This is a genomic window from Janthinobacterium sp. EB271-G4-3-2 (assembly GCF_020858035.1).
In the GTDB taxonomy this organism is placed as follows: domain Bacteria; phylum Pseudomonadota; class Gammaproteobacteria; order Burkholderiales; family Burkholderiaceae_D; genus Janthinobacterium; species Janthinobacterium aestuarii.
Window position 1 is genome coordinate 87221 of the sequence record NZ_JACYMG010000015.1, and the last position, 20245, is coordinate 107465.

Genomic DNA, 20245 nt, shown 5'->3' on the forward strand with positions numbered 1-20245 from the left:
TTCGTACTGTCTTCGGCAATGCGCCTTGCCCTGAACGTTTTTCAGGCGCGCCGGTTTGCCGGTACAGCATCAAAATAGCGGATCGATGATCCGCTATTTGTGTTTCTGAAGCACTCCTTCTCTCTCAGCGTGGATACAGCGCGCCCAGTACCCTCAGCCCCTGCGCTCCCGTCACGGCCGGCAAGTTGCCTGGCTTGCGCTGCGTAAAGCGCCAGGCCAGCCAGGCAAAGGCCAGCGCCTCGACCTGGCTGGGCGCCACGCCCAGCGCTGTCGTCGATTCCACCTGCATGCCCGGTAATGCACGGGCCAGCGCCGCCATCAGGCTGGCGTTCTGCGCGCCGCCGCCACACACGTATACCGTTTCCGCCTGCGCCCCGTCGCGCGCGATGGCGTGCGCCAGGCTGGCCGCCGTCAGCTGGGTCAAGGTCGTCTGCACGTCGGCAGGATTGGCTTGCGGATAGTTGCTCAGCTTGTCCCGTAACCAGTCGGCATGGAACAGGTCGCGGCCCGTGCTTTTCGGCGCCGGCAAGTCAAAATACGGTTCATTGAGCAAGTCTGCCAGCAGGGCGGGAATGACCTGGCCTGTCGCTGCCCAGGCGCCGTTGGCGTCGTAGGGCTGGCCTAGGTGCCGCAGGGCCCAGCCATCCATCAGCGCATTGCCGGGGCCCGTGTCGTAGCCCGTCACCGTGCCGTCCGCGCGCAGCACGCTGATATTGCTGATGCCGCCGATATTGGCCAGCACGCGCGTGTGGCCGGGCACATTGAAAATCGCCTGGTGGAAGGCGGGCACCAGCGGCGCGCCCTGGCCGCCGGCCGCCACGTCGCGGCTGCGCAAGTCGGCGATGACGTCGATGCCCGTCAGTTCGGCCAGCAGGGCCGGGTTGTTCAACTGGCGCGTAAAACCCAGCTCGGGGCGGTGGCGGATGGTCTGGCCATGCGCGCCGATGGCGGCGATGGCGTCCGGGCCGATGCCCGCATTGTTCAGGAGCATAGCGACGCAGTCGGCGTAATGGCGCACGAGTTGATTGGCCGCCAGCGCTTCGCGTTCGATTTCATTCTGGCCGGTACTTTGCAAGGCCATCAGGTCGTCGCGCAGGCTGGCGGGAAAGGGAATGTAGGCGTCGCCCAGGCTGCGTGTGCCGCCATCGTCGGAAAAGTCGACCAGCGCGCCGTCAACGCCATCGAGGCTGGTGCCAGACATCAGGCCGATATACAGCATGGGTTTTCCTTGAGTGCGTAAGTGATGGGGTGCATTGTGCCGCATTTGTGCCGCACGCAAAAGCGCGCGGGAAAAAACAAAGGCACCGGCCATCTGCATGGGCGGTGCCTTTATATATTGCCCGAAGGCAGTGTTGCTTAGCGCGAAGCCAGTGCCGTGTCGTTCGGACGCAGCAGGGTGAAGCGGTGCATCATGTCGGCCGATACCATGCGGAAGCGGCTCAGCTCGGCGGCCGTCAATGGCGCCTGGGCTTGTACGTTCAGCTTGCTTGGATCTTGTGCCACGCCGCCGACGCGGAATTCATAGTGCAAATGGGCGCCCGTGGACCAGCCGGTGGTGCCGACGTAGCCGATCACATCGCCCTGGCTGACTTTTTGACCTTTTTTCAGGCCCGAAGCGAAGCGGCTCATGTGGGCGTAGGCGGTGCTGTAGTTGGCCCAGTGTTTCAGCACAACAACATTGCCATAGCCATTTTGGCTGCCGACGGAATCGACCACGCCGTCGCCCGAGGCGCGGATAGGCGTACCCGTTGCTGCGGCGAAATCGATGCCCTTGTGCGCTTTCCAGTTGCCGGAAATCGGGTGCACGCGCATGGAGAAGCCGGACGAGATGCGGGAGAATTCGAGGGGGGATTTCAGGAAGGCTTTTTTGAGGGACTTGCCGTCGAAGCTGTAGTAACCGCCGCCTTGCTTGCTGGCTGGGTCTTCGAACCAAACGGACTGGTAAGTCGTGCCGCGGTTGGTGAATTCACCGGCCAGGATGCGGCCCGCTCGGACAAATTCGCCATCTTGCCAGAACGTTTCGTAGACAACATTGAACGAGTCGCCGCGTTTCAGGTCGGAGCGGAAGTCGATATTGGTGGAGAACATTTCCACGATTTGCGCGGAAATCGAGTCTGGCAGGCGGGTGCCGTCCAGGCTGGAGTCGGTGGCGGCGAACAGGGTGGAAGTAATCTTGCGCGCGTGCATTTCAACGCGGCGTTCCAGCTGGGCTGCCACTTCCGTGGCCACGAACTTGTCGCCCTTGCGGGTGATCAGGATGTTCTTGACCGATTTATCCGTGCCGTCGACGAGGGTGGCGCGCATCCAGTTGAGGTCGCCGTTTTCGGTCGTTTGCGCTTGCACGCGCTTGCCCGATTTCAGCAACATCACGCCGCGCGCGATCTTGTCGGTTTTAATGAAATTGGCGGCCGCCTGATCATCCACGCCGAGACGGGTCAGCAGGGTGGCGAGGGTATCGCCAGCGCGGACTTTTTCTTCGTGGGTGAAATTCTGGTCTACCTGTTCCATCGCGGAAATTTGCGAGGCGAGATCAGGCATTTCCAGGTTCTGGGCGATGGACGTGACCGGCAAGTCCGATGCGTCGGGCGCCATGGGCGACACAGCGACCGCGCCGAAGGCGGCCACGGCGAGCAGCACCGCGGACGCACCAATAATGCGTGCCTTGCGGGTCGTCGTCAGCTGTGTGTACAAGCGTGAGCCTGTGATTTTATGTATAGGGTTCATGCAATCAGTTAAAATTTGCCCTTGAACGTGACCTGAGCTAGCGCTCTTTGTTATTGTTATTTTGATTCGTTTTCATACGGCAAGATTGATGGGATCGAGCATTATAACAAACTCCGCAAACCTACTACCATTTTGAGATCTACAGTCAAATTTTATGGAAATCAACACCACCGCATCGCCTACAAAGGCTAACGCCGCTCAGACCGCGCTTCCGCTGTCTGACAGAGTACAAGAAGCCCTCGCGATTACCAAGCGTGGCGTCGACGAACTATTGATCGAAAGCGAATTTGCGCAAAAATTAGCACGCTCCGAGAAAACCGGTGTTCCGCTGCGCATCAAACTGGGCCTGGACCCGACCGCACCCGACCTGCATCTGGGCCACACTGTCGTCCTGAACAAGATGCGCCAGCTGCAAAACCTCGGCCATCAAGTCATTTTCCTCATTGGCGACTTCACGTCCATGATCGGCGACCCTTCGGGCCGCAACGTCACGCGCCCGCCGCTGACCAAGGAACAGATCGAGATTAACGCGATGACGTATTTCGCGCAAGCATCTTTAGTGCTGGACGCCAGCAAGACTGAAATTCGCTATAACTCCGAGTGGTGCGATCCGCTGGGCGCGCGCGGCATCATCCAGCTTGCTTCCCACTACACGGTGGCGCGCATGATCGAGCGCGACGATTTCACCAAGCGCTTCCAGGGCGGCATTCCTATTTCCGTCCATGAATTCCTGTACCCGCTGATGCAAGGTTACGATTCGGTGGCCCTGAAATCGGACCTGGAACTGGGCGGCACGGACCAGAAGTTCAACCTGCTGGTGGGCCGCGAGCTGCAAAAGCAGTACGGACAGGAGCAGCAGTGTATTTTGACCATGCCGCTGCTGGAAGGTTTGGACGGCGTGGAAAAAATGTCCAAGTCGAAGAATAACTACATCGGCATCACGGAACCGGGCAACACCATGTTCGCCAAGCTGATGAGCATTTCCGACGTCATGATGTGGCGCTACTACGAGCTGCTGTCGTGGCGCTCGATCGCCGAACTGGCCCAGCTGAAGCGCGAAGTCGAGGAAGGCCGCAACCCGCGTGACGCCAAGGTTGCGCTGGCGCAAGAGATCGTCGCCCGCTTCCACTCGCAGCAGGCGGCCGAAGATGCGCTGGCCGACTTCGTCAACCGCTCGAAGGGCGGCATCCCCGACGATATCCCGGAAGTGAGCCTGGCCGGCGCACCGCTGGGCATCCCGCAATTGCTCAAGCAAGCCGGTCTGTGCCCATCCACGTCGGAAGCCATGCGCAAGATCGACCAAGGCGGCGTGCGCATCGACGGCACCGTCATCAGCGACAAGGGCTTGCAAGTGGAAGCCGGTCAGTTCGTGTTGCAAGTTGGCAAGCGCAGCTTTGCGCGCGTCACCTTGACGGCATGATCGCGCTGCTGCAGAGAGTTACGCAGGCCAAGGTGGATGTCGATGGCGCCACCGTCGGCGCCATCGACGCCGGGCTGATGGTACTCGTGTGTGCCGAGCGGGGCGATACGGAGAAGGAGGCGGACGCCTTGCTGACCAAGTTGCTCGGCTACCGCGTGTTTGCCGACGAGGCGGGCAAGATGAACCGCAGCGTGACGGACGTGGCAGGCGGCTTGCTGCTGGTGCCGCAGTTCACCCTGGCGGCCGACACCAAGTCCGGCACGCGCCCGTCGTTTACGCCGGCCGCCGCGCCGCAGGATGGCTTGCGCCTGTTCTCGCATTTCGTGGACCAGGCGCGCAGCCGCCATGCAGGCGTGCAAACGGGGCAGTTCGGCGCCGACATGCAGGTGTCGCTCACCAATGACGGCCCCGTCACATTCTGGCTGCAGGTGAACGCTAAATAAGCGTCAAACAATAACTATAAAGAGGAGCAAGCGATGAAATTGTGGAGCGAGACGTTTCGTGATGGCGGCCTGATGCCGGCCGACAATGCTTTTGCCGAGATCGATCCGGCCAGCCGCGTGCGCCTCGCCGGCAACCGCAATCCCCATCTTGCCTGGGACGATGTGCCCAACGGCACCGAGTCGCTGGCCCTGTTCTGCATCGACCCCGATGCGCCACAAGACGCCAGCCTGGCCAACCGCGATGACCAGGCCCTGCCGCTGACGGCGCTGCGCGGCGACTTTTATCACTGGAGCTTGCTCGACTTGCCGCCGGCCATGCGGGTTATTGCCGCCGGTGAATTTTCCAGCGGCATCACGCCGCGCGGCAAGGCGGCCGCTACTGGGCTGCGCCAGGGCATCAACGACTACACGGGCTGGTTTGCCGGCGATGCCGCCATGGCCGGCGATTACTACGGCTATGATGGCCCGTGCCCGCCGTGGAACGACGAGCGCATCCACCACTATATTTTCCGCCTGTACGCGCTCGACGTGCCGCAGCTGGCTTTGCCTGAGCGTTTCACGGGACAGCAAGCCTATGCCGCCCTGTACGGCCACATCCTCGACGAAGCCCAGCTCGTCGTCGCCTATTCGCTCAATCCCGAGTTGGCACTTACTCTGAAGAAATAACGCATGAGCACCACGATTTTATTGATACGCCATGGCGAGACGGCCTGGAATGCGGGCCGCCGCCTGCAGGGCCATATCGACATCGCCTTGAACGAGGCGGGCCTGGGGCAAGCGGCCGCGCTGGGGCAGGCGCTGGCGGACGAACCGCTGGCCGCCATCATCGCCAGCGATCTGCAGCGCGCGCAGCAGACGGCGCAAGCCGTGGCCGACGTGAACAAGCTGCCCGTGCAGACGGATACCTTGCTGCGCGAGCGCTGCTATGGCGCCTTTGAGGGCTTGCTGTATGCGGACATCGCCGCGCGCTATCCGCACGAGTATGCGCAATGGCAATCGCGCCAGATCGACGCCGTGATGCCGTCTGGCGAGCGCCAGGCCGAAAGTTTCCGCCAGTTCTATGCGCGCGCAAACGGCGCCATCGCCCGCTGGGCGCAGCAGCATGACGGCCAGACGATCGCCATCGTGGCCCACGGCGGCGTTCTCGAGTGCGCTTACCGCGAGGCGGTCGGCATGACGCTCGACAGTCCGCGCGACTTCCAGGTCAAGAATGCCAGCGTCAATCGTTTTTCTTACGCCGACGGCAAGCTGCATTTAGTGCACTGGGGAAATATCGAGCACCTGAGCGCACCCGCGATGGACGAGCTGGGCTAAGCGGCCCCATCGCCACTCTGACGCACTGAGCTAAAAAATAGTGCTTATTAAATAGGCAGGGAATCGGTTAAAATAGCAGGTTCCTCCGTCCATTTCAGGTTCCTCAGTGCAAATCGGCCCTCACATTCTGCGCAATAACGTTTTCGTCGCTCCCATGGCCGGCGTGACGGATCGGCCTTTCCGCCAGTTGTGCAAGCAGTTGGGTGCCGGCTACGCCGTGTCGGAGATGGCGGCGTCGAATCCGCGCCTGTGGGCGACGGAAAAAAGCGCGCGCCGCACGGACCATGAAGGCGAAATGGAGCCGAAAGCCGTGCAGATCGCCGGCGCCGATCCGCAAGACCTGGCCGATTGCGCCAAGTTCAACGTGGACCGGGGCGCGCAGATCATCGACATCAACATGGGTTGCCCTGTGAAAAAGGTGTGCAACAGCTGGTGCGGTTCGGCCCTGTTGCAAGATGAAAGCCTGGTCGAAAAGATATTGCACGCCGTCGTCAACGCCGTCGACGTGCCCGTCACCCTGAAATTTCGCACGGGCTGGAACCGTTCCAACAAGAATGCCCTGACCATCGCCCGCATCGCCGAGCAAGCCGGCATCCAGATGCTGACCTTGCACGGCCGCACGCGTGCCGATGGCTACAAGGGCGATGCCGAATATGAAACCATTGCCGCCGTGAAAGCATCGGTGAGCATCCCCGTGGTGGCCAATGGCGACATTACCAGTCCGGAAAAGGCCCGCTTTGTGCTCGATCAAACGGGCGCCGATGCCGTCATGATCGGCCGCGCGGCGCAGGGCCGGCCGTGGATTTGCCGCGAAATCGACCATTTCCTGCGCACCGGCACCTTGCTGCCGGCGCCGTACGTGGATGAAGTGCGCACCCTGATGGACGAGCACTTGCGCGCCCATTACGCATTTTACGGTGAATTTCTCGGCGTACGCACGGCGCGCAAGCACATCGGCTGGTATGTGAAGGACCTGGAAGGCGGCGAAGCGTTCCGCCAGCAAATGAACTTGCTGGAGTCGACGGATGCGCAATTGCTGGCCGTCGATCAATTTTTTGAGTCGCAATGGAAATTTGGCGAACGGTTACAATACCGCCTCGCCGAATCCAGTGAAAGTGGCTTGATAGAAGCGGCCACGGCAGCATGAACAGATAGCAAGGCAGTTATATAAGTTATAAGTAATAGTGATCAGTACGAGTGATAAGAAGTACAAGGGCGAGCGCCTATACAGAGCGTCATGCAATATTAATTACAACATCAAGGCAAGAGGGCAGCACGCGGACCGCATGAGCGACGCGGCACCGGATGGCCAGGTGTTCAGCCGGTTGAAGCATACAAATGAGCAAAGAAAGCATTCAGGAAGTCGTACAGAAAAGTCTAGAAGATTACTTCAATGACCTGGGCGAACAGCAAGCATCGAATATCTACGACATGGTCGTGTTGACCGTGGAAAAGCCCATCCTGGAAGTCGTGATGACACGCGCCGATGGCAACCAGTCGCACGCCGCGCAGATGCTGGGCATCAACCGCAATACCCTGCGCAAGAAATTGCAGGAGCACGGTTTGCTGTAATGCCGGCATGCAAGTGACGCCAAGATTTGAATCCGCCGCAGCAGTCTTCGCCTGAAGACTGAACTGTGCCATTCGCCAAGAACACTTAACCACCTAGCCACAGCCATGATCAAACAAGCTCTCCTCTCCGTTTCCGACAAGACCGGCGTTCTCGAATTCGCCCGCGCCCTGTCCGCCCTCGGCGTCAACCTCCTGTCCACGGGCGGCACCGCCAAATTGCTGGCAGACAACGGTGTTCCTGTCACGGAAGTGGCCGATTACACGGGTTTCCCGGAGATGCTCGATGGCCGTGTGAAAACCCTGCACCCGAAAGTGCACGGCGGTATCCTGGCGCGCCGCGATTTCCCTGAGCACATGTCGAAACTGGTCGAGCACGACATGCCGACCATCGACATGGTGGTGGTCAACCTGTACCCGTTCCAGGGCACGGTCGCCAAGGCCGATTGCACGCTGGAAGACGCGATCGAAAACATCGATATCGGCGGCCCGACCATGCTGCGTTCGGCGGCCAAGAACCACAAGGACGTGGTTGTCATCTGCGATCCGACCGACTACGACGTGGTGCTGGCGGAAATGCGTGCGGCCGATGGCAAGGCAGGCGACGTCAGCTACGACACCAAGTTCATGCTGGCGAAAAAAGTCTTTGCGCACACGGCGCAATACGATGGCGCCATCACCAACTACCTGACGAGCCTGGGCCCGACGAAAGTGCACGCCGAGCGCGGCGCCTATCCGCAAATCCTGAACGTGGCCTTTGAAAAAGTGCAAGACATGCGCTACGGTGAAAACCCGCACCAGAGCGCCGCCTTTTACCGCGACCTCGTCACCACCGATGGCGCGCTGGCCAATTATCGCCAGCTGCAAGGCAAGGAATTGTCGTACAACAACATCGCCGATGCCGATGCGGCTTGGGAATGCGTGAAGAGCATGGGCGGCTTCGAGCAAAGTGCCGCCTGCGTCATCGTCAAGCATGCGAACCCATGCGGCGTGGCCTTGGGCAAGAATGCGGCGGAAGCATACGCGCGTGCCCTGCAGACGGACCCGACCTCGGCATTTGGCGGCATCATCGCCTTCAACACGGAACTCGACGGCGCCACCGCCGGCGAGATCGCCAAGCTGTTCGTGGAAGTGCTGATCGCCCCGTCGTTCTCCGCCGAAGCGAAACAGATTCTGTCGAGCAAGCAAAACGTGCGCATGCTGGAAATCCCGCTGGGCAGCGGCGTGCACGCCATGGACTTCAAGCGCGTCGGTGGCGGTCTGCTGGTGCAATCGCCGGATGCGAAAAACGTCGGTATCGGCGACTTGCGCGTGGTCAGCAAACTGCAGCCAACGCCGCAGCAACTGGCCGACCTGATGTTCGCCTGGAAAGTGGCGAAATTCGTCAAGTCGAACGCCATCGTCTTCTGCGGCAATAACATGACCCTGGGCGTGGGGGCTGGCCAGATGAGCCGTATCGATTCGGCCCGCATCGCCTCGATCAAGGCGCAAAACGCCGGCCTGTCGCTGACCGGTTCCGTCGTGGCGTCGGACGCCTTCTTCCCGTTCCGCGACGGCCTCGACGTCGTCGTCGATGCGGGCGCGACCTGCGTCATCCACCCGGGCGGCTCGATGCGCGACCAGGAAGTGATCGATGCGGCGGACGAGCGCGGCGTGGTCATGCTGTACACGGGCACGCGTCACTTCCGTCATTGATATCGATAGAGAGAGTAGGTCGGATTAGCGGTACGCGTAATCCGACATGCGTCGCCAGCCGCGTTTGTTGGATTACGCGCGGCCTTCGGCCCCGCTAATCCGACCTACAGCTACTCGATAAAGTACTCAGCGGCAGGCACCGGTTATTCACCGGTGCCTGCCGTATTCATTATAGAATCTGGCGATGATTATTCTTGGCATCGATCCTGGCCTGCGCACGACCGGCTTTGGGGTCATTGAAAAACACGGCAACAAGCTGCGCTATATCGCGTCGGGGACCGTCAAGACGGGGTCCGAAGGGGAATTGCCGCCGCGCCTAAAGGTCATCCTGCAGGGCGTGGGCGAAATCGTCGGCACTTACCGGCCCGATTGCGCGGCCATCGAAAAAGTGTTTGTCAACGTCAATCCCCAATCGACCTTGCTGCTGGGCCAGGCGCGCGGCGCGGCCATTTGCGCGCTCGTGCATGCGGACTTGTCGGTGGCCGAATACACGGCGCTGCAAGTGAAACAGGCTGTCACGGGCCACGGCAAGGCGGCCAAGGAGCAGGTGCAGGAAATGGTGTCGCGGCTGCTGTCACTGCCCGGCTTGCCGGGCACGGATGCGGCCGACGCGCTGGGCGTGGCCATTTGCCACGCCAACAGCATCGACGCGCTGGCCATGATAGGCGCGCTGGCGCCACAACTGCAGGGCTTGCGCATGAAGCGCGGCCGCCTCGTCGGATAAAGCATCACTCTGAAATTTAACATTAGGAACACGCGATGATAGGCCGTCTCTCCGGTATTTTGCTTGAAAAGAATCCGCCACAATTGCTGGTCGATTGCCAGGGCGTCGGCTATGAAGTCGACGTGCCGATGAGCACCTTTTACAACTTGCCCCACGTGGGCGAAAAAGTCGTGCTGTTCACGCACCAGGCCATCCGCGAAGATGCGCATTTGCTGTTTGGCTTCGGCAATGCGGCCGAGCGGGCCGTGTTCCGCCAGTTGATCAAGATCACGGGCGTGGGCGCGCGCATGGCGCTGTCGATTCTTTCTGGCATGACGATTGCCGATCTGGCCCAGGCCATTACCCTGCAGGATTCCGGCCGCCTCGTGAAAGTGCCGGGCATCGGCAAGAAGACGGCCGAGCGCCTGTTGCTGGAATTGAAGGGCAAGCTGGGAGCCGATATCGGCGCCGGCGGCGCGCATGCGGCGCCGGACGCGCAATCGGACATTTTGAATGCCCTGGTCGCGCTCGGTTATTCGGACAAGGAAGCGCTGGCCGCCGTGAAGAACGTGCCGGCCGGCAGCGGCGTGTCGGACGGCATCAAACTGGCGCTGAAAGCGCTGTCGAAAGGCTGATAGGGCATGAGTATCCAGACCGACAGCTTCACGGAACAGCGCATCATCGACGCGGCGCCCATCTCGCACAACGAGGAGGCGATCGAACGGGCCTTGCGCCCCAAGCAGCTCGACGAGTATGTCGGGCAGGAAAAGATCCGCGACCAGCTGGAAATCTTCATCACGGCCGCGCGCCAGCGCAAGGAAGCGCTTGACCATACCTTGCTGTTCGGCCCGCCGGGCCTGGGCAAGACGACCCTGGCGCACATCATCGCGCGCGAAATGGGCGTCAATCTGCGCCAGACCTCGGGCCCCGTGCTCGAGCGCCCGGGCGACCTGGCGGCGATTTTGACGAACCTGGAAGCGAACGATGTCCTGTTCATCGATGAAATCCACCGCCTGTCGCCGGTCGTCGAGGAAATTTTATATCCGGCGCTTGAGGATTATCAAATCGATATCATGATCGGCGAAGGCCCGGCCGCCCGTTCCGTGAAACTCGATCTGCAACCGTTTACCCTGGTCGGCGCCACCACGCGCGCCGGCATGCTGACGAATCCGCTGCGGGACCGCTTCGGCATCGTCGCGCGCCTCGAGTTCTACAACACGGGCGAATTGACGAAGATCGTCACGCGCAGCGCCGCCTTGCTGAAAGCCCCGATCGACCCGGAAGGCGCAATTGAAATCGCCCAGCGCGCCCGCGGCACGCCCCGCATCGCCAACCGCTTGCTGCGCCGCGTGCGCGATTTCGCGGAAGTCAAAAGCAATGGCGAAATCACCAAGGTGGTGGCCGACCGCGCGCTGGCCATGCTGGACGTCGATTCCGCCGGCTTCGACGTGATGGACCGCAAGCTGCTCGAAGCCGTGCTGTTCAAGTTCGGCGGCGGCCCCGTCGGCATCGGCAACCTGGCGGCGGCCATCGGCGAAGCGGCCGATACCATCGAAGACGTGCTGGAGCCGTATCTGATACAGCAAGGTTTCCTGCAGCGCACGCCCCGTGGCCGTGTCGCCACGCCGGCCGCCTATTTGCACTTCGGCGTCAGCGCGCCGCGCATGGGCCCGGGCGGCGAAGCGTGGGAACTGTGATGGCGGAAGCCGGTATGCCGGGCATGCAGATCTGGATCGACGCCGACGCCTGTCCCGTCGTCATCAAGGAAATTTTGTACCGCGTGGCCGACCGCCTGGAGTTGCCGCTCACCCTGGTCGCCAACCAGGGCTTGCGCGTGCCGCCGTCGCGTTTCATCCGCACCGTGCAAGTGCCGTCCGGCGCCGACGTGGCCGACCAGGAAATCGTGCGGCTGTTGAATCCCGGCGACCTCGTCATCACGGGCGACATCCCGCTGGCGGCCGACGTCTTGGCCAAGGGCGGTTTCGCGCTGAACCCGCGCGGCGAGTTCTACACGAAGGACAATATCGCCCAGCAACTGACGATGCGCGCCTTCATGGAGGAATTGCGCAGCGGCGGCGTGGACACGGGCGGCCCGGCCGCCTTCAGCCAGTCCGACCGGCAGCAGTTCGCCAATAGCCTGGACAGGCATTTGAGCAAGCATCACCGCAAGCCGGCCCCGGCGCAGTAATTCGCGGACGAAAAAAAACCGGCGCAAGCCGGTTTTTTTGTGCGTGTGAAACTTAACGCATGACTTTTTTCGTACCCACCACTTCCACCGTCACGCGGCGGTTCTTGGCGCGGCCGGCGGCACTGGTGTTGTCGGCCACGGGCTGCGTTTCTCCCTTGCCTTCCGTGTAGACGCGGCTCGTTTCCACGCCTTGCGCCACCAGGTAAGCCTTGACGGCTTCGGCGCGGCGCAAGGAGAGCTTCTGGTTGTAGGTGTCAGGGCCGACGGCATCCGTATGGCCGACCGTGACGATCACTTCCAGGTCCATGCCCGTCAATTGACCGAGCAGCTGGTCCAGCGCGGCCTTGCCTTGTGGCTTGAGCGCCGATTGATCGAAATCAAACAGCGCTTCGGAGGCAAACGACACTTTTTCCGACACAGGTGCTGGCGCCGGTGGGGCCACGATGACGGGTGCCGGCATCGCGACGACAGGGGCGACTTCTGGCGCCGGCTGGTAAGCAGGCGTGGCGCTGGCCGGGCGGCCCAGTTTATACACGAGGCTGACGGAATACAGGTCCGCATCGCCGCGGTTGCCGACGGCGTCGTTCAAGCGATAGCGTTCGACTTCGCCGCGCAGGGCCAGCGCTTCGCTGAACTTGTATTCGAGGCCCAGACCCACCTTGGCGTTGAGCTTGCGCTCGCTGGCATGGGTATTGGTCGAACCCAGCAGGCGGTTGCCGCTGAATTCCGTGTTGGTCTTGGTGTAATGCATGCCGACACGGCCCAGCAAGAACAGGCGCTGCGACAGCGGCAGCTGGCCCAGCAAGTCCAGGTTCACGCCGCGAAAGGCCGCTTGTCCGTTCAGTACGCCGTTGCCGCTGGTGGTGGACCGGAAATCGAACTTGCCCAGGTCAAAGTAACCGCCTTCCACGGCGAAATACTGGTTCAGCTGGCGGCCGACAAACAATTTATAGCCGGTGTCGCGCTGGTCCTTGGTAAAACCGGTGACGGTTTCGCCGTTGGCGGCCAGGCTGGCGCGCAAGCGCGGCTCGTCGATGGTGGCGCGCGACTGGCCCACGCCCGCGCCGATGTACCAGGCGCTGTTGGCCCAGTCCGGGTTGATGAAGGTGTTGTCCTGCGCCTGCGCCGCTTGCGCCGCCAGCAAAGCCCCGGTCATGACGCTCAGGGCGCCCAGTGTGTGTGCGATAGTCATGGTCATGTCCCGGTTATTTGGTGATCTGGTTGTTGCGCAGGGTAACGGCGGCGGCCGTCAGCACGCGGCCGTTGAGCAGGGTCGTATTGTCGCCCACCGTGATGGCGGCCGACTGGCCCAGGATATTGCCCTTGAAGACGCTGTTCGCGGCCAGGGTGGTCGGGCCGACGGGCAACCAGGTGACGTTGTCGGCCGTGGCGCCATTGTTCAGGGCAACTACCGAGTTGACGGTCGAGTTCAAGGTCAGCGCCGTGCGGAAGATGTACACGCCAGGACCGTTCAGTGTCAGGGTACCCGTGATGCTGATGGCGCCCGCATAGCAATACACGCCGGGGCCGAAGGTCTGGCCGCCGAGGTCGATGCCGCCGGCAAAGCTGACGTCGCAGCTGCGGCTGTTGCCGTCCGTGATGGCCGCTTGCAAATCCGTCATCGCGCCGTCCAGGATGGCACCCGACTTGTAGTTGGTAAAACCTGCCGCCTGGGTCGGGTCGACCGTTTGCGAAGGCGAACCGACATCGCCCGTGATCAGGGTCGTGCCGCCCGAATTATTCGTGATCGAGGTGCCGGCCAGCACGCCGAACGATGCGGCGCGGCCCAGGATGATCGGGTTGAGGACGGGCGGGATGGCAACGGTCGTGACGGTCAGCAGCGCGCTGCCCGACTGGCCGCCGGCCGTGGCCGTGATGCTGCTGGTGCCGGCGGCGATGCCGGTGGCGACACCCGTGTTCAGCACGCTCGCGTTGGCTACGGTGCCCGATGTCCAGGCGGCGCTGTTGGTGATGATGGCGTTCGAGCTGTCCGAATACGTTGCGGTGGCAATGAATTGCTGCGTGCCACCGACAACGATGCTGGCGGTGGCCGGCGTGACGGCGATGCTGACCAGGGTAATGGCAGGTACGGTGACGGTGGTGCTGGCCGTCTTGCCGTTGAAGCTGGCGTTCATGACGCTGGTGCCAAAGGCAACGCCGGTGACGAGGCCGCCGTTGGCGACGGTGGCCGAGGCTGGCGTGGCGGAAACGAAGCCGCTGCCGGACGTGACGTCAACGCTGCTGCCATCCGAATACGTGGCAAGGACGGCCAGCTGGCGCGTCGCGGCGACGGGCACGATGGGATTTTGCGGCGTGACGGCGATAGCCAGCAAGGTCGCTGGCGTGACGGTCAGCACGGTGCTGGCCGTGAGCGCGCCCGTGGTGGCCGTGATCTGCGTCGTGCCGGCAACCTTGCCCAGCGCCAAGCCACCAGCGGCGATGCTGGCCGTGGTAGGGCTGGCCGAAGCAAAGGCCGATACGGCCGTGACGTCGCGCGTGGTGCCGTCGCTGAAGCTGCCTGTCACCGTGAATTGCTGCGTTGCGCCGATGGCGATCGATGGCGTGAGCGGCGTGATGGCGATCGCATTCAAGGTGGCGGGCGAGACGGTCAACTGTGCCGCTGCGCTCTTGCCGCCAAACGCGGCGCTGATGCTGCTGCTGCCGGCAGCGATGCCGGTGCTCAAGCCTGTGGCGGCATTGACTGTCGCGCTGGCCGGTGTGGCCGACGTCCAGGCCGACTTGGCGCTGACGTCTTGCGAGGAGCCATCGCTATACGTGGCGATGGCCGTGAATTGCTGGCCCGCACCGATGGCGACCGTGGCCGTGGCTGGCGTGACCGCCAGGCTGGACAAGGTGGCGGCAGGCAAGCCGAGGATGGGATCGCGTCCCTGGTCGCCGCCGCCGCAGCCAGCCAAGGCGGCCATGGCCAGTAGACCTGCCGAGACGATCAGCGGGTTCAGATATCGCTTGAAGAGATTCATATAATTCCTTTGTGCATGGCAGTCATTGCCGGTCATCCGCGGATGAGGTCATCCGGCAGAGCCATGCCGCCTTTCGCTACAGGGCGATGGCGTCACAGGCATGCACTATTTCATTTAGGAAACTTCAAGTATGTTCGGTGGCGCGCATAGGCCCCTGGCGTTCGGAGACAGGGTCAAAAAAAACGCAATTCGGCCTGGAAAACAACGGCCGTGTGCGGAAAATAGACGCAAAAAAAGCCGGCGCCAAGGCCGGCTTCATCAGGGCAGGGGGACTTTACTCTTCACGCACCCACGTCTGCGAGCGGCCAAACATCGGCACGCCGACATAGCCGCGCACTTGCAGCTTGGTGCCGCCTTCAATCAGTTCGGCCTTGCTCTTGTAGGTCTTGCCATTGGCCGGGTCCATGATTTCGCCGCCCGTCCATTCCTTGCCGTCATATTTCAGGCCGGACAGGATCACCAGGCCGACGATGGGCTGGTCCTTGTTGGCGCCCGTGCACTTGTCGCACTTGGGATTTTGATCTTCATTCGGGGCACGGAACAGTTTTTCGATCTTGCCTTGCAAGACGCCATTGTTTTCCGTGATGACGACGAGGGATTTCGGCTTGCCGCTGGCGTCGTCGATGGTTTTCCATGTGCCGACGGGGGTAAAGTTGCCGTCGCGCGCCGTGGCGCTGCCGGCGATGGCCAGGGCGGCCACCAGTACGCTTGCTTGAATGCTTGCTGTGAATACTTTATGCATCGCTAGTCTCCATTGGTTTTTTGATCGTGTCACGAACAGTTATATACCAAGGCAAGACCAGCAGTGCTGCGCGGCGTCACGGATGACGCCGCGCAATCCTTCCAAACTTGCCTTATGCGCTGGCTAGTTTAGCAAACTGTTCGCGCAGTTTTTCAATTGTCGCCGAAAAACTGAGCAAGCGCTCGTTTTCTTGTGCAACGATGGCGGCCGGGGCACGCGCGACGAAGCTTTCATTGCCCAATTTGCTGTTGACTTTGGCGATTTCCGCTTCGATGCGGGCGATTTCCTTGCCCAGGCGCTCGCGTTCGGCAGCCACGTCGATTTCCACTTTCAGCATCAGCTTGGTGGTGCCGACGATGGCGACGGCCGCAGGCGAGTCCGGCAGCGCATCGACGATCTGCACGTCGGCCAGCTTGCCCAGCGACTGGATGTATGGCGCATACGATGCCAGCGCTTCTTTCTCGCTGGCATTGCCCGCTTCGACGATCAGCGGCACGCGCACGGAAGGCGAGATCTGCATTTCGCCGCGCAGGTTGCGCGTCGCATCCGTCAAGGCTTTCAGCTGCTGCATCCACGCTTCGGCCGATTCGTCGATCTTGTCGGTGTTAGCGATCGGATACGGCTGCATCATGATGGAATCACCTTCAGCTTTGAGCGTTTTGCCAGCCAAAGGCGCCACCGTCTGCCACAGCGCTTCCGTGACGAACGGAATGATCGGATGGGCCAGACGCAGCACCACTTCCAGCACGCGCAGCAGGGTGTGGCGGGTGGCGCGCTGCTGGCCTTCCGTGCCCTGTTGCACTTGGACTTTCGCGACTTCCAGGTACCAGTCGCAATACTCATCCCAAACGAATTTGTAGATGGTGGCGGCGATATTGTCGAAACGGAAGTCTTCAAAGCCCTTGGCCACGTCCAGTTCCGCCTTTTGCAGCAGCGAGATGATCCACTTGTCCGCTTGCGACAGGTCGGCGTCGTTAGGCGTGCAGTCCTTGCCTTCCGTATTCATCATGACGAAACGGGTGGCGTTCCACATCTTGTTGCAGAAGTTGCGGTAGCCTTCGCAGCGGCCCAGGTCGAAGTTGATGTTGCGGCCCAGCGAGGCATAGCTGGCCATGGTAAAGCGCACGGCGTCCGTGCCGTAGGCCGAAATGCCTTCCGGGAATTCCTTGCGCGTGGCCTTGGTGATCTTTTCCGCGTCGCGCGGGTTCATCAGGCCCGTCGTGCGCTTGACGATCAAGCCTTCCAGGTCGATGCCGTCGATCAGGTCGATCGGGTCCAGCGTGTTGCCTTTCGACTTGGACATTTTCTGCCCCGTCGAATCGCGCACGAGGCCATGCACGTAGACGGTTTCAAACGGCACCTTGCCCGTGAAGTGCGCCGTCATCATGACCATGCGCGCGACCCAGAAGAAGATGATGTCGAAACCGGTCACCAGCACGGACGATGGCAGGAAGGCCTTCATGTCCGGCGTTTCTTCCGGCCAACCCATGGTCGAGAACGGCACCAGGGCGGACGAGAACCACGTGTCGAGCACATCGTCATCGCGCTTCAAAGGGCCCGTGCTGCCGGCCGCCTGCGCCTTGGCTTGTGCCTCCGCTTCCGTCTTGGCAACGAAGATATTGCCCTTGTCGTCGTACCATGCCGGGATTTGATGGCCCCACCACAGCTGGCGCGAGATGCACCAGTCCTGGATGTTGTTGAGCCACTGGTTGTAGGTGGTGCTCCAGTTTTCCGGCACGAACTTGATTTCGCCATTGGCGACCTTGTCCAGCGCCGTCTCGGCGATCGATTTGCCCGGGAAGAAGGTGCCTTCCGGGGCCGGCTTGCTCATGGCGACAAACCACTGGTCCGTCAGCATCGGTTCGATGACGACGCCCGTGCGGTCGCCGCGCGGCACCATCAGTTTGTGCGGCTTGACTTGCTCGAGCAAGCCTTGCGCGTCGAGGTCGGCGACGATCTGCTTGCGCGCGGCAAAGCGGTCCATGCCGCGGTAGGCTTCCGGCGCGTCGTCCGTGATCTTCGCGTCCAGGGTCAAAATGACGATCTGCGCCAGTTTGTGGCGCTGGCCCACGGCGTAATCGTTCATGTCGTGCGCAGGGGTGATCTTGACGCAGCCCGTGCCGAATTCCTTGTCGACGTATTCGTCGGCGATGACGGGGATCTCGCGCTCGGTCAATGGCAGTTTGAGCATCTTGCCTACCAGCGGCAGGTAGCGCTCGTCCGTCGGATCGACGGCCACGGCCACGTCGCCCAGCATGGTTTCAGGACGGGTGGTGGCCACCGTCAGGAAGCCGCTGCCATCGGCCAGCGGGTACTTGATGTACCACATGGAGCCATCTTCTTCCTCGGACACCACTTCCAGGTCGGACACCGCCGTGCCCAGCACGGGGTCCCAGTTGACGAGGCGCTTGCCGCGGTAGATCAGGCCTTGCTCGAACAGGCGCACGAAGACGTCGGTGACGACTTTCGAGCGCGGTTCGTCCATCGTGAAGTATTCGCGCTGCCAGTCGGCCGAGGCGCCCAGGCGGCGCATCTGGCCGGTGATGATGGAACCCGATTTTTCTTTCCATTCCCACACTTTTTCCACGAATTTCTCGCGGCCCAGGTCATGGCGCGAAATCTTTTGCGCGTCCAGCTGGCGCTGCACGACGATTTGCGTGGCGATGCCCGCGTGGTCGGTGCCGGGAATCCAGGCCGTGTTGTGGCCCAGCATGCGGTGGTAGCGGGTCAGGCCATCCATGATGGTCTGGTTGAACGCATGGCCCATGTGCAGGGTGCCGGTGACGTTCGGCGGCGGCAACTGGATGCTGAAGGAAGGTTTTCCGGCATCGAGGGTGGCGGTAAAGTAACCGCGCTGTTCCCACTCGGTGCGCCAGAATTGTTCAATGTCGGCGGGCTCGAAAGACTTGGCTAATTCCATGATTTGGCGTGTGATTGGCAAAAGGAACCATTATAGATGACACGGCATCGCCTGCAGCGTGGCAACCCGCCTTTTTCAGTGTTTTGGCGGCTTTGCGGGCCGTTTTCCCGCAACAGAACGGGGATGAAAGGGCTGCCGATGTTATAATGCCGGCCTCGGCGCCTCCTGCCCTATCTTTGCGGACGGCGCCAGCAGACGCAGTTTTATCCAACTCTCGTCCGCGTCACACGGCCAGCGCATCTGCGATGCCAGCCACTTTCAGAGCGTCCCCTGCGGGCTGGGCGCCTGAGCCACGCGCACCGCCAGCGGTGCACCATTCACGGCGGAATACCGCGCGCCACCGTTTGCCGGCCGCGCCGCCACAGTTTAGCCAGGAATGTTGTTATCTGGCCCGTCGTCTTTCGATACGGCACTCCCGCAGCGCGCCTTTGCGCCTGTGGCCGCGCCATGGCCGCGCGCTTTCCCGGTTTTGCTTTTACAAGGAAACCAGCATGAAAAAAATCTCGATCACGATGGCACTCGCCACCCTGGGCGCCTTGCCTGCCGCCCACGCCCAGTCGTCAGTTGATCCGTCTTCAGTCACCATGTATGGCTTGATGGACGCCGGCCTGGTGCAGGAAGGCGGCGTCAGCAAGCTCACCAGCGGCATATCGGCCGGCTCGCGCCTGGGTTTGCGCGGCACGGAATCGCTGGGCAATGGCTGGCAAGCCGTGTTCACCCTGGAAGCGGGCGTGCAGAGCGATACGGGGCGCTCCGACCAGGCGGGGCAATTGTTCGGCCGCCAGGCTTTTGTCGGCATCGACAGCCCGCTGGGCATGCTGACCGTGGGGCGCCAGTACAACCTGCAAAGCCAGGCGCTGACGGATGTTGCCGACCCGTTCGAAGGCGGCTTTGCCGGCGCGGCGACCAACCTGGCCGGCTATTCGGCCACGCGCATCGACAATACCGTGCGCTACACCTCGCCTGAAATGCGCGGCGTCACGGCCACCGTCATGTACGGCTTTGGCGAACATACGGGTGTGGCGGCCGACCAGCGCTCGCTGGGCCTGGCCCTCGGCTATGTCAACGGCCCCTTGACCCTGCGCCTGGCGCGCCAGAGCCGTGCCGGCGAACCGGGCAAGGCCGATGTGAACAACACGATTTTGGCCGGCAACTACAATTTCGGCGTGGCCACGGCGTTTGCCGGCTATGGCCGCAACACGGGCGACGGCAGCACCATGTTCTTTGCGGAAAACCCGTATGGCGCGGCGCAGGCGCCGGCCCAGTCCACGGACAGCCGCGACGCCATCGTCGGCGTCTCCGTGCCGCTGGGTGCGACGACCTTGCTGGCCTCGTACGTCCACAAGGATGACCGCGATAGCGCCAACCGCGATGCGCGGCAACTGGCCATCGGCGCCACGTATGCCTTGTCCAAGCGCAGCAAGGTGTATCTTGCCTACGCGCATATCCGCAACCGCAACGACGCCGCCTACATGGTGGGCAATGCCACGGAAGTGGGCACGGGCAACCGCGCCTTCAACGTCGGCCTGCGCCACGCGTTTTAACG

The 20245-nt window shown here is 62.0% G+C and carries 18 protein-coding genes; 12 read left to right on the top strand and 6 right to left on the bottom strand.

Features of this window, described 5'->3' with window-relative positions; all coding sequences use genetic code 11:
• Positions 1–124: 124 nt before the first annotated feature.
• Together IGS55_RS24950 and IGS55_RS24955 are read right to left on the bottom strand one after the other, a co-directional pair.
• Positions 125–1219: an anhydro-N-acetylmuramic acid kinase gene (locus tag IGS55_RS24950; protein WP_230518337.1), complete on the bottom strand. Its 1095-nt coding sequence runs from the start codon at positions 1217–1219 to the stop codon at positions 125–127.
• A 137-nt stretch (positions 1220–1356) separates the two neighbouring features.
• Positions 1357–2724 carry a M23 family metallopeptidase gene (locus tag IGS55_RS24955; protein ID WP_034749221.1) on the bottom strand — a complete coding sequence of 456 codons (1368 nt, stop codon included), beginning with the start codon at positions 2722–2724 and terminating at the stop codon, positions 1357–1359.
• A gap of 154 nt (positions 2725–2878) precedes the next feature.
• Here IGS55_RS24955 and tyrS point away from each other — a divergent pair, with 154 nt between their 5' ends.
• From tyrS to IGS55_RS25010, 11 genes are all read left to right on the top strand, one after another.
• Complete coding sequence (tyrS, locus tag IGS55_RS24960) at positions 2879–4144, top strand: tyrosine--tRNA ligase (RefSeq protein ID WP_034749219.1); 1266 nt, start codon at positions 2879–2881, stop codon at positions 4142–4144.
• Positions 4141–4587, top strand: coding sequence for a D-aminoacyl-tRNA deacylase (gene dtd, locus IGS55_RS24965; RefSeq protein WP_230518336.1), 447 nt, complete (start codon positions 4141–4143; stop codon positions 4585–4587). The genes tyrS and dtd overlap by 4 nt, the downstream gene beginning before the upstream one ends.
• 33 nt (positions 4588–4620) lie before the next feature.
• Positions 4621–5253, top strand: coding sequence for a YbhB/YbcL family Raf kinase inhibitor-like protein (locus IGS55_RS24970; RefSeq protein ID WP_230518335.1), 633 nt, complete (start codon positions 4621–4623; stop codon positions 5251–5253).
• 3 nt (positions 5254–5256) lie between these two features.
• The gene (locus tag IGS55_RS24975; RefSeq protein ID WP_230518334.1) at positions 5257–5901 is read left to right on the top strand and encodes a histidine phosphatase family protein; all 645 of its coding nucleotides are present in this window, start codon (positions 5257–5259) and stop codon (positions 5899–5901) included.
• A 106-nt stretch (positions 5902–6007) separates the two neighbouring features.
• A complete protein-coding gene (gene dusB / locus IGS55_RS24980; protein ID WP_230518333.1) occupies positions 6008–7048 on the top strand; it encodes a tRNA dihydrouridine synthase DusB in 1041 nt (346 codons plus the stop codon).
• Between the two features lie 191 nt (positions 7049–7239).
• Complete coding sequence (locus tag IGS55_RS24985) at positions 7240–7473, top strand: helix-turn-helix domain-containing protein (RefSeq protein WP_008445162.1); 234 nt, start codon at positions 7240–7242, stop codon at positions 7471–7473.
• Positions 7474–7578: 105 nt separating this feature from the next.
• The gene (gene purH / locus IGS55_RS24990) at positions 7579–9165 is read left to right on the top strand and encodes a bifunctional phosphoribosylaminoimidazolecarboxamide formyltransferase/IMP cyclohydrolase (RefSeq protein ID WP_139091735.1); all 1587 of its coding nucleotides are present in this window, start codon (positions 7579–7581) and stop codon (positions 9163–9165) included.
• 184 nt (positions 9166–9349) lie between these two features.
• On the top strand, positions 9350–9889 hold the full coding sequence (gene ruvC, locus IGS55_RS24995) for a crossover junction endodeoxyribonuclease RuvC (protein WP_230518332.1): 540 nt from the start codon (positions 9350–9352) through the stop codon (positions 9887–9889).
• Between the two features lie 35 nt (positions 9890–9924).
• Positions 9925–10503, top strand: coding sequence for a Holliday junction branch migration protein RuvA (gene ruvA, locus IGS55_RS25000; RefSeq protein ID WP_070222695.1), 579 nt, complete (start codon positions 9925–9927; stop codon positions 10501–10503).
• 6 nt (positions 10504–10509) lie between these two features.
• Positions 10510–11565, top strand: a complete 1056-nt coding sequence (gene ruvB / locus IGS55_RS25005; RefSeq protein ID WP_046683444.1) for a Holliday junction branch migration DNA helicase RuvB — start codon at positions 10510–10512, stop codon at positions 11563–11565.
• A gap of 23 nt (positions 11566–11588) precedes the next feature.
• A complete protein-coding gene (locus IGS55_RS25010; RefSeq protein WP_071079569.1) occupies positions 11589–12056 on the top strand; it encodes a YaiI/YqxD family protein in 468 nt (155 codons plus the stop codon).
• A gap of 52 nt (positions 12057–12108) precedes the next feature.
• Here the strand turns inward: IGS55_RS25010 and IGS55_RS25015 are convergent, their stop codons facing one another.
• The 4 genes from IGS55_RS25015 to IGS55_RS25030 all read right to left on the bottom strand — a co-directional run bounded on the left by IGS55_RS25015 (position 12109) and on the right by IGS55_RS25030 (position 18699).
• A complete protein-coding gene (locus tag IGS55_RS25015; RefSeq protein ID WP_230518331.1) occupies positions 12109–13248 on the bottom strand; it encodes an OmpA family protein in 1140 nt (379 codons plus the stop codon).
• Positions 13249–13261: 13 nt separating this feature from the next.
• On the bottom strand, positions 13262–15037 hold the full coding sequence (locus IGS55_RS25020; protein ID WP_230518330.1) for an ice-binding family protein: 1776 nt from the start codon (positions 15035–15037) through the stop codon (positions 13262–13264).
• A 274-nt stretch (positions 15038–15311) separates the two neighbouring features.
• Positions 15312–15779 (bottom strand): DUF2147 domain-containing protein, encoded by a 468-nt coding sequence (locus IGS55_RS25025; protein WP_230518329.1) that lies wholly within the window; start codon positions 15777–15779, stop codon positions 15312–15314.
• Between the two features lie 112 nt (positions 15780–15891).
• A complete protein-coding gene (locus tag IGS55_RS25030; protein WP_230518328.1) occupies positions 15892–18699 on the bottom strand; it encodes a valine--tRNA ligase in 2808 nt (935 codons plus the stop codon).
• A 491-nt stretch (positions 18700–19190) separates the two neighbouring features.
• Between IGS55_RS25030 and IGS55_RS25035 the strand changes: the two genes are divergently transcribed.
• Complete coding sequence (locus IGS55_RS25035; RefSeq protein WP_230518327.1) at positions 19191–20243, top strand: porin; 1053 nt, start codon at positions 19191–19193, stop codon at positions 20241–20243.
• Positions 20244–20245 lie beyond the last annotated feature (2 nt).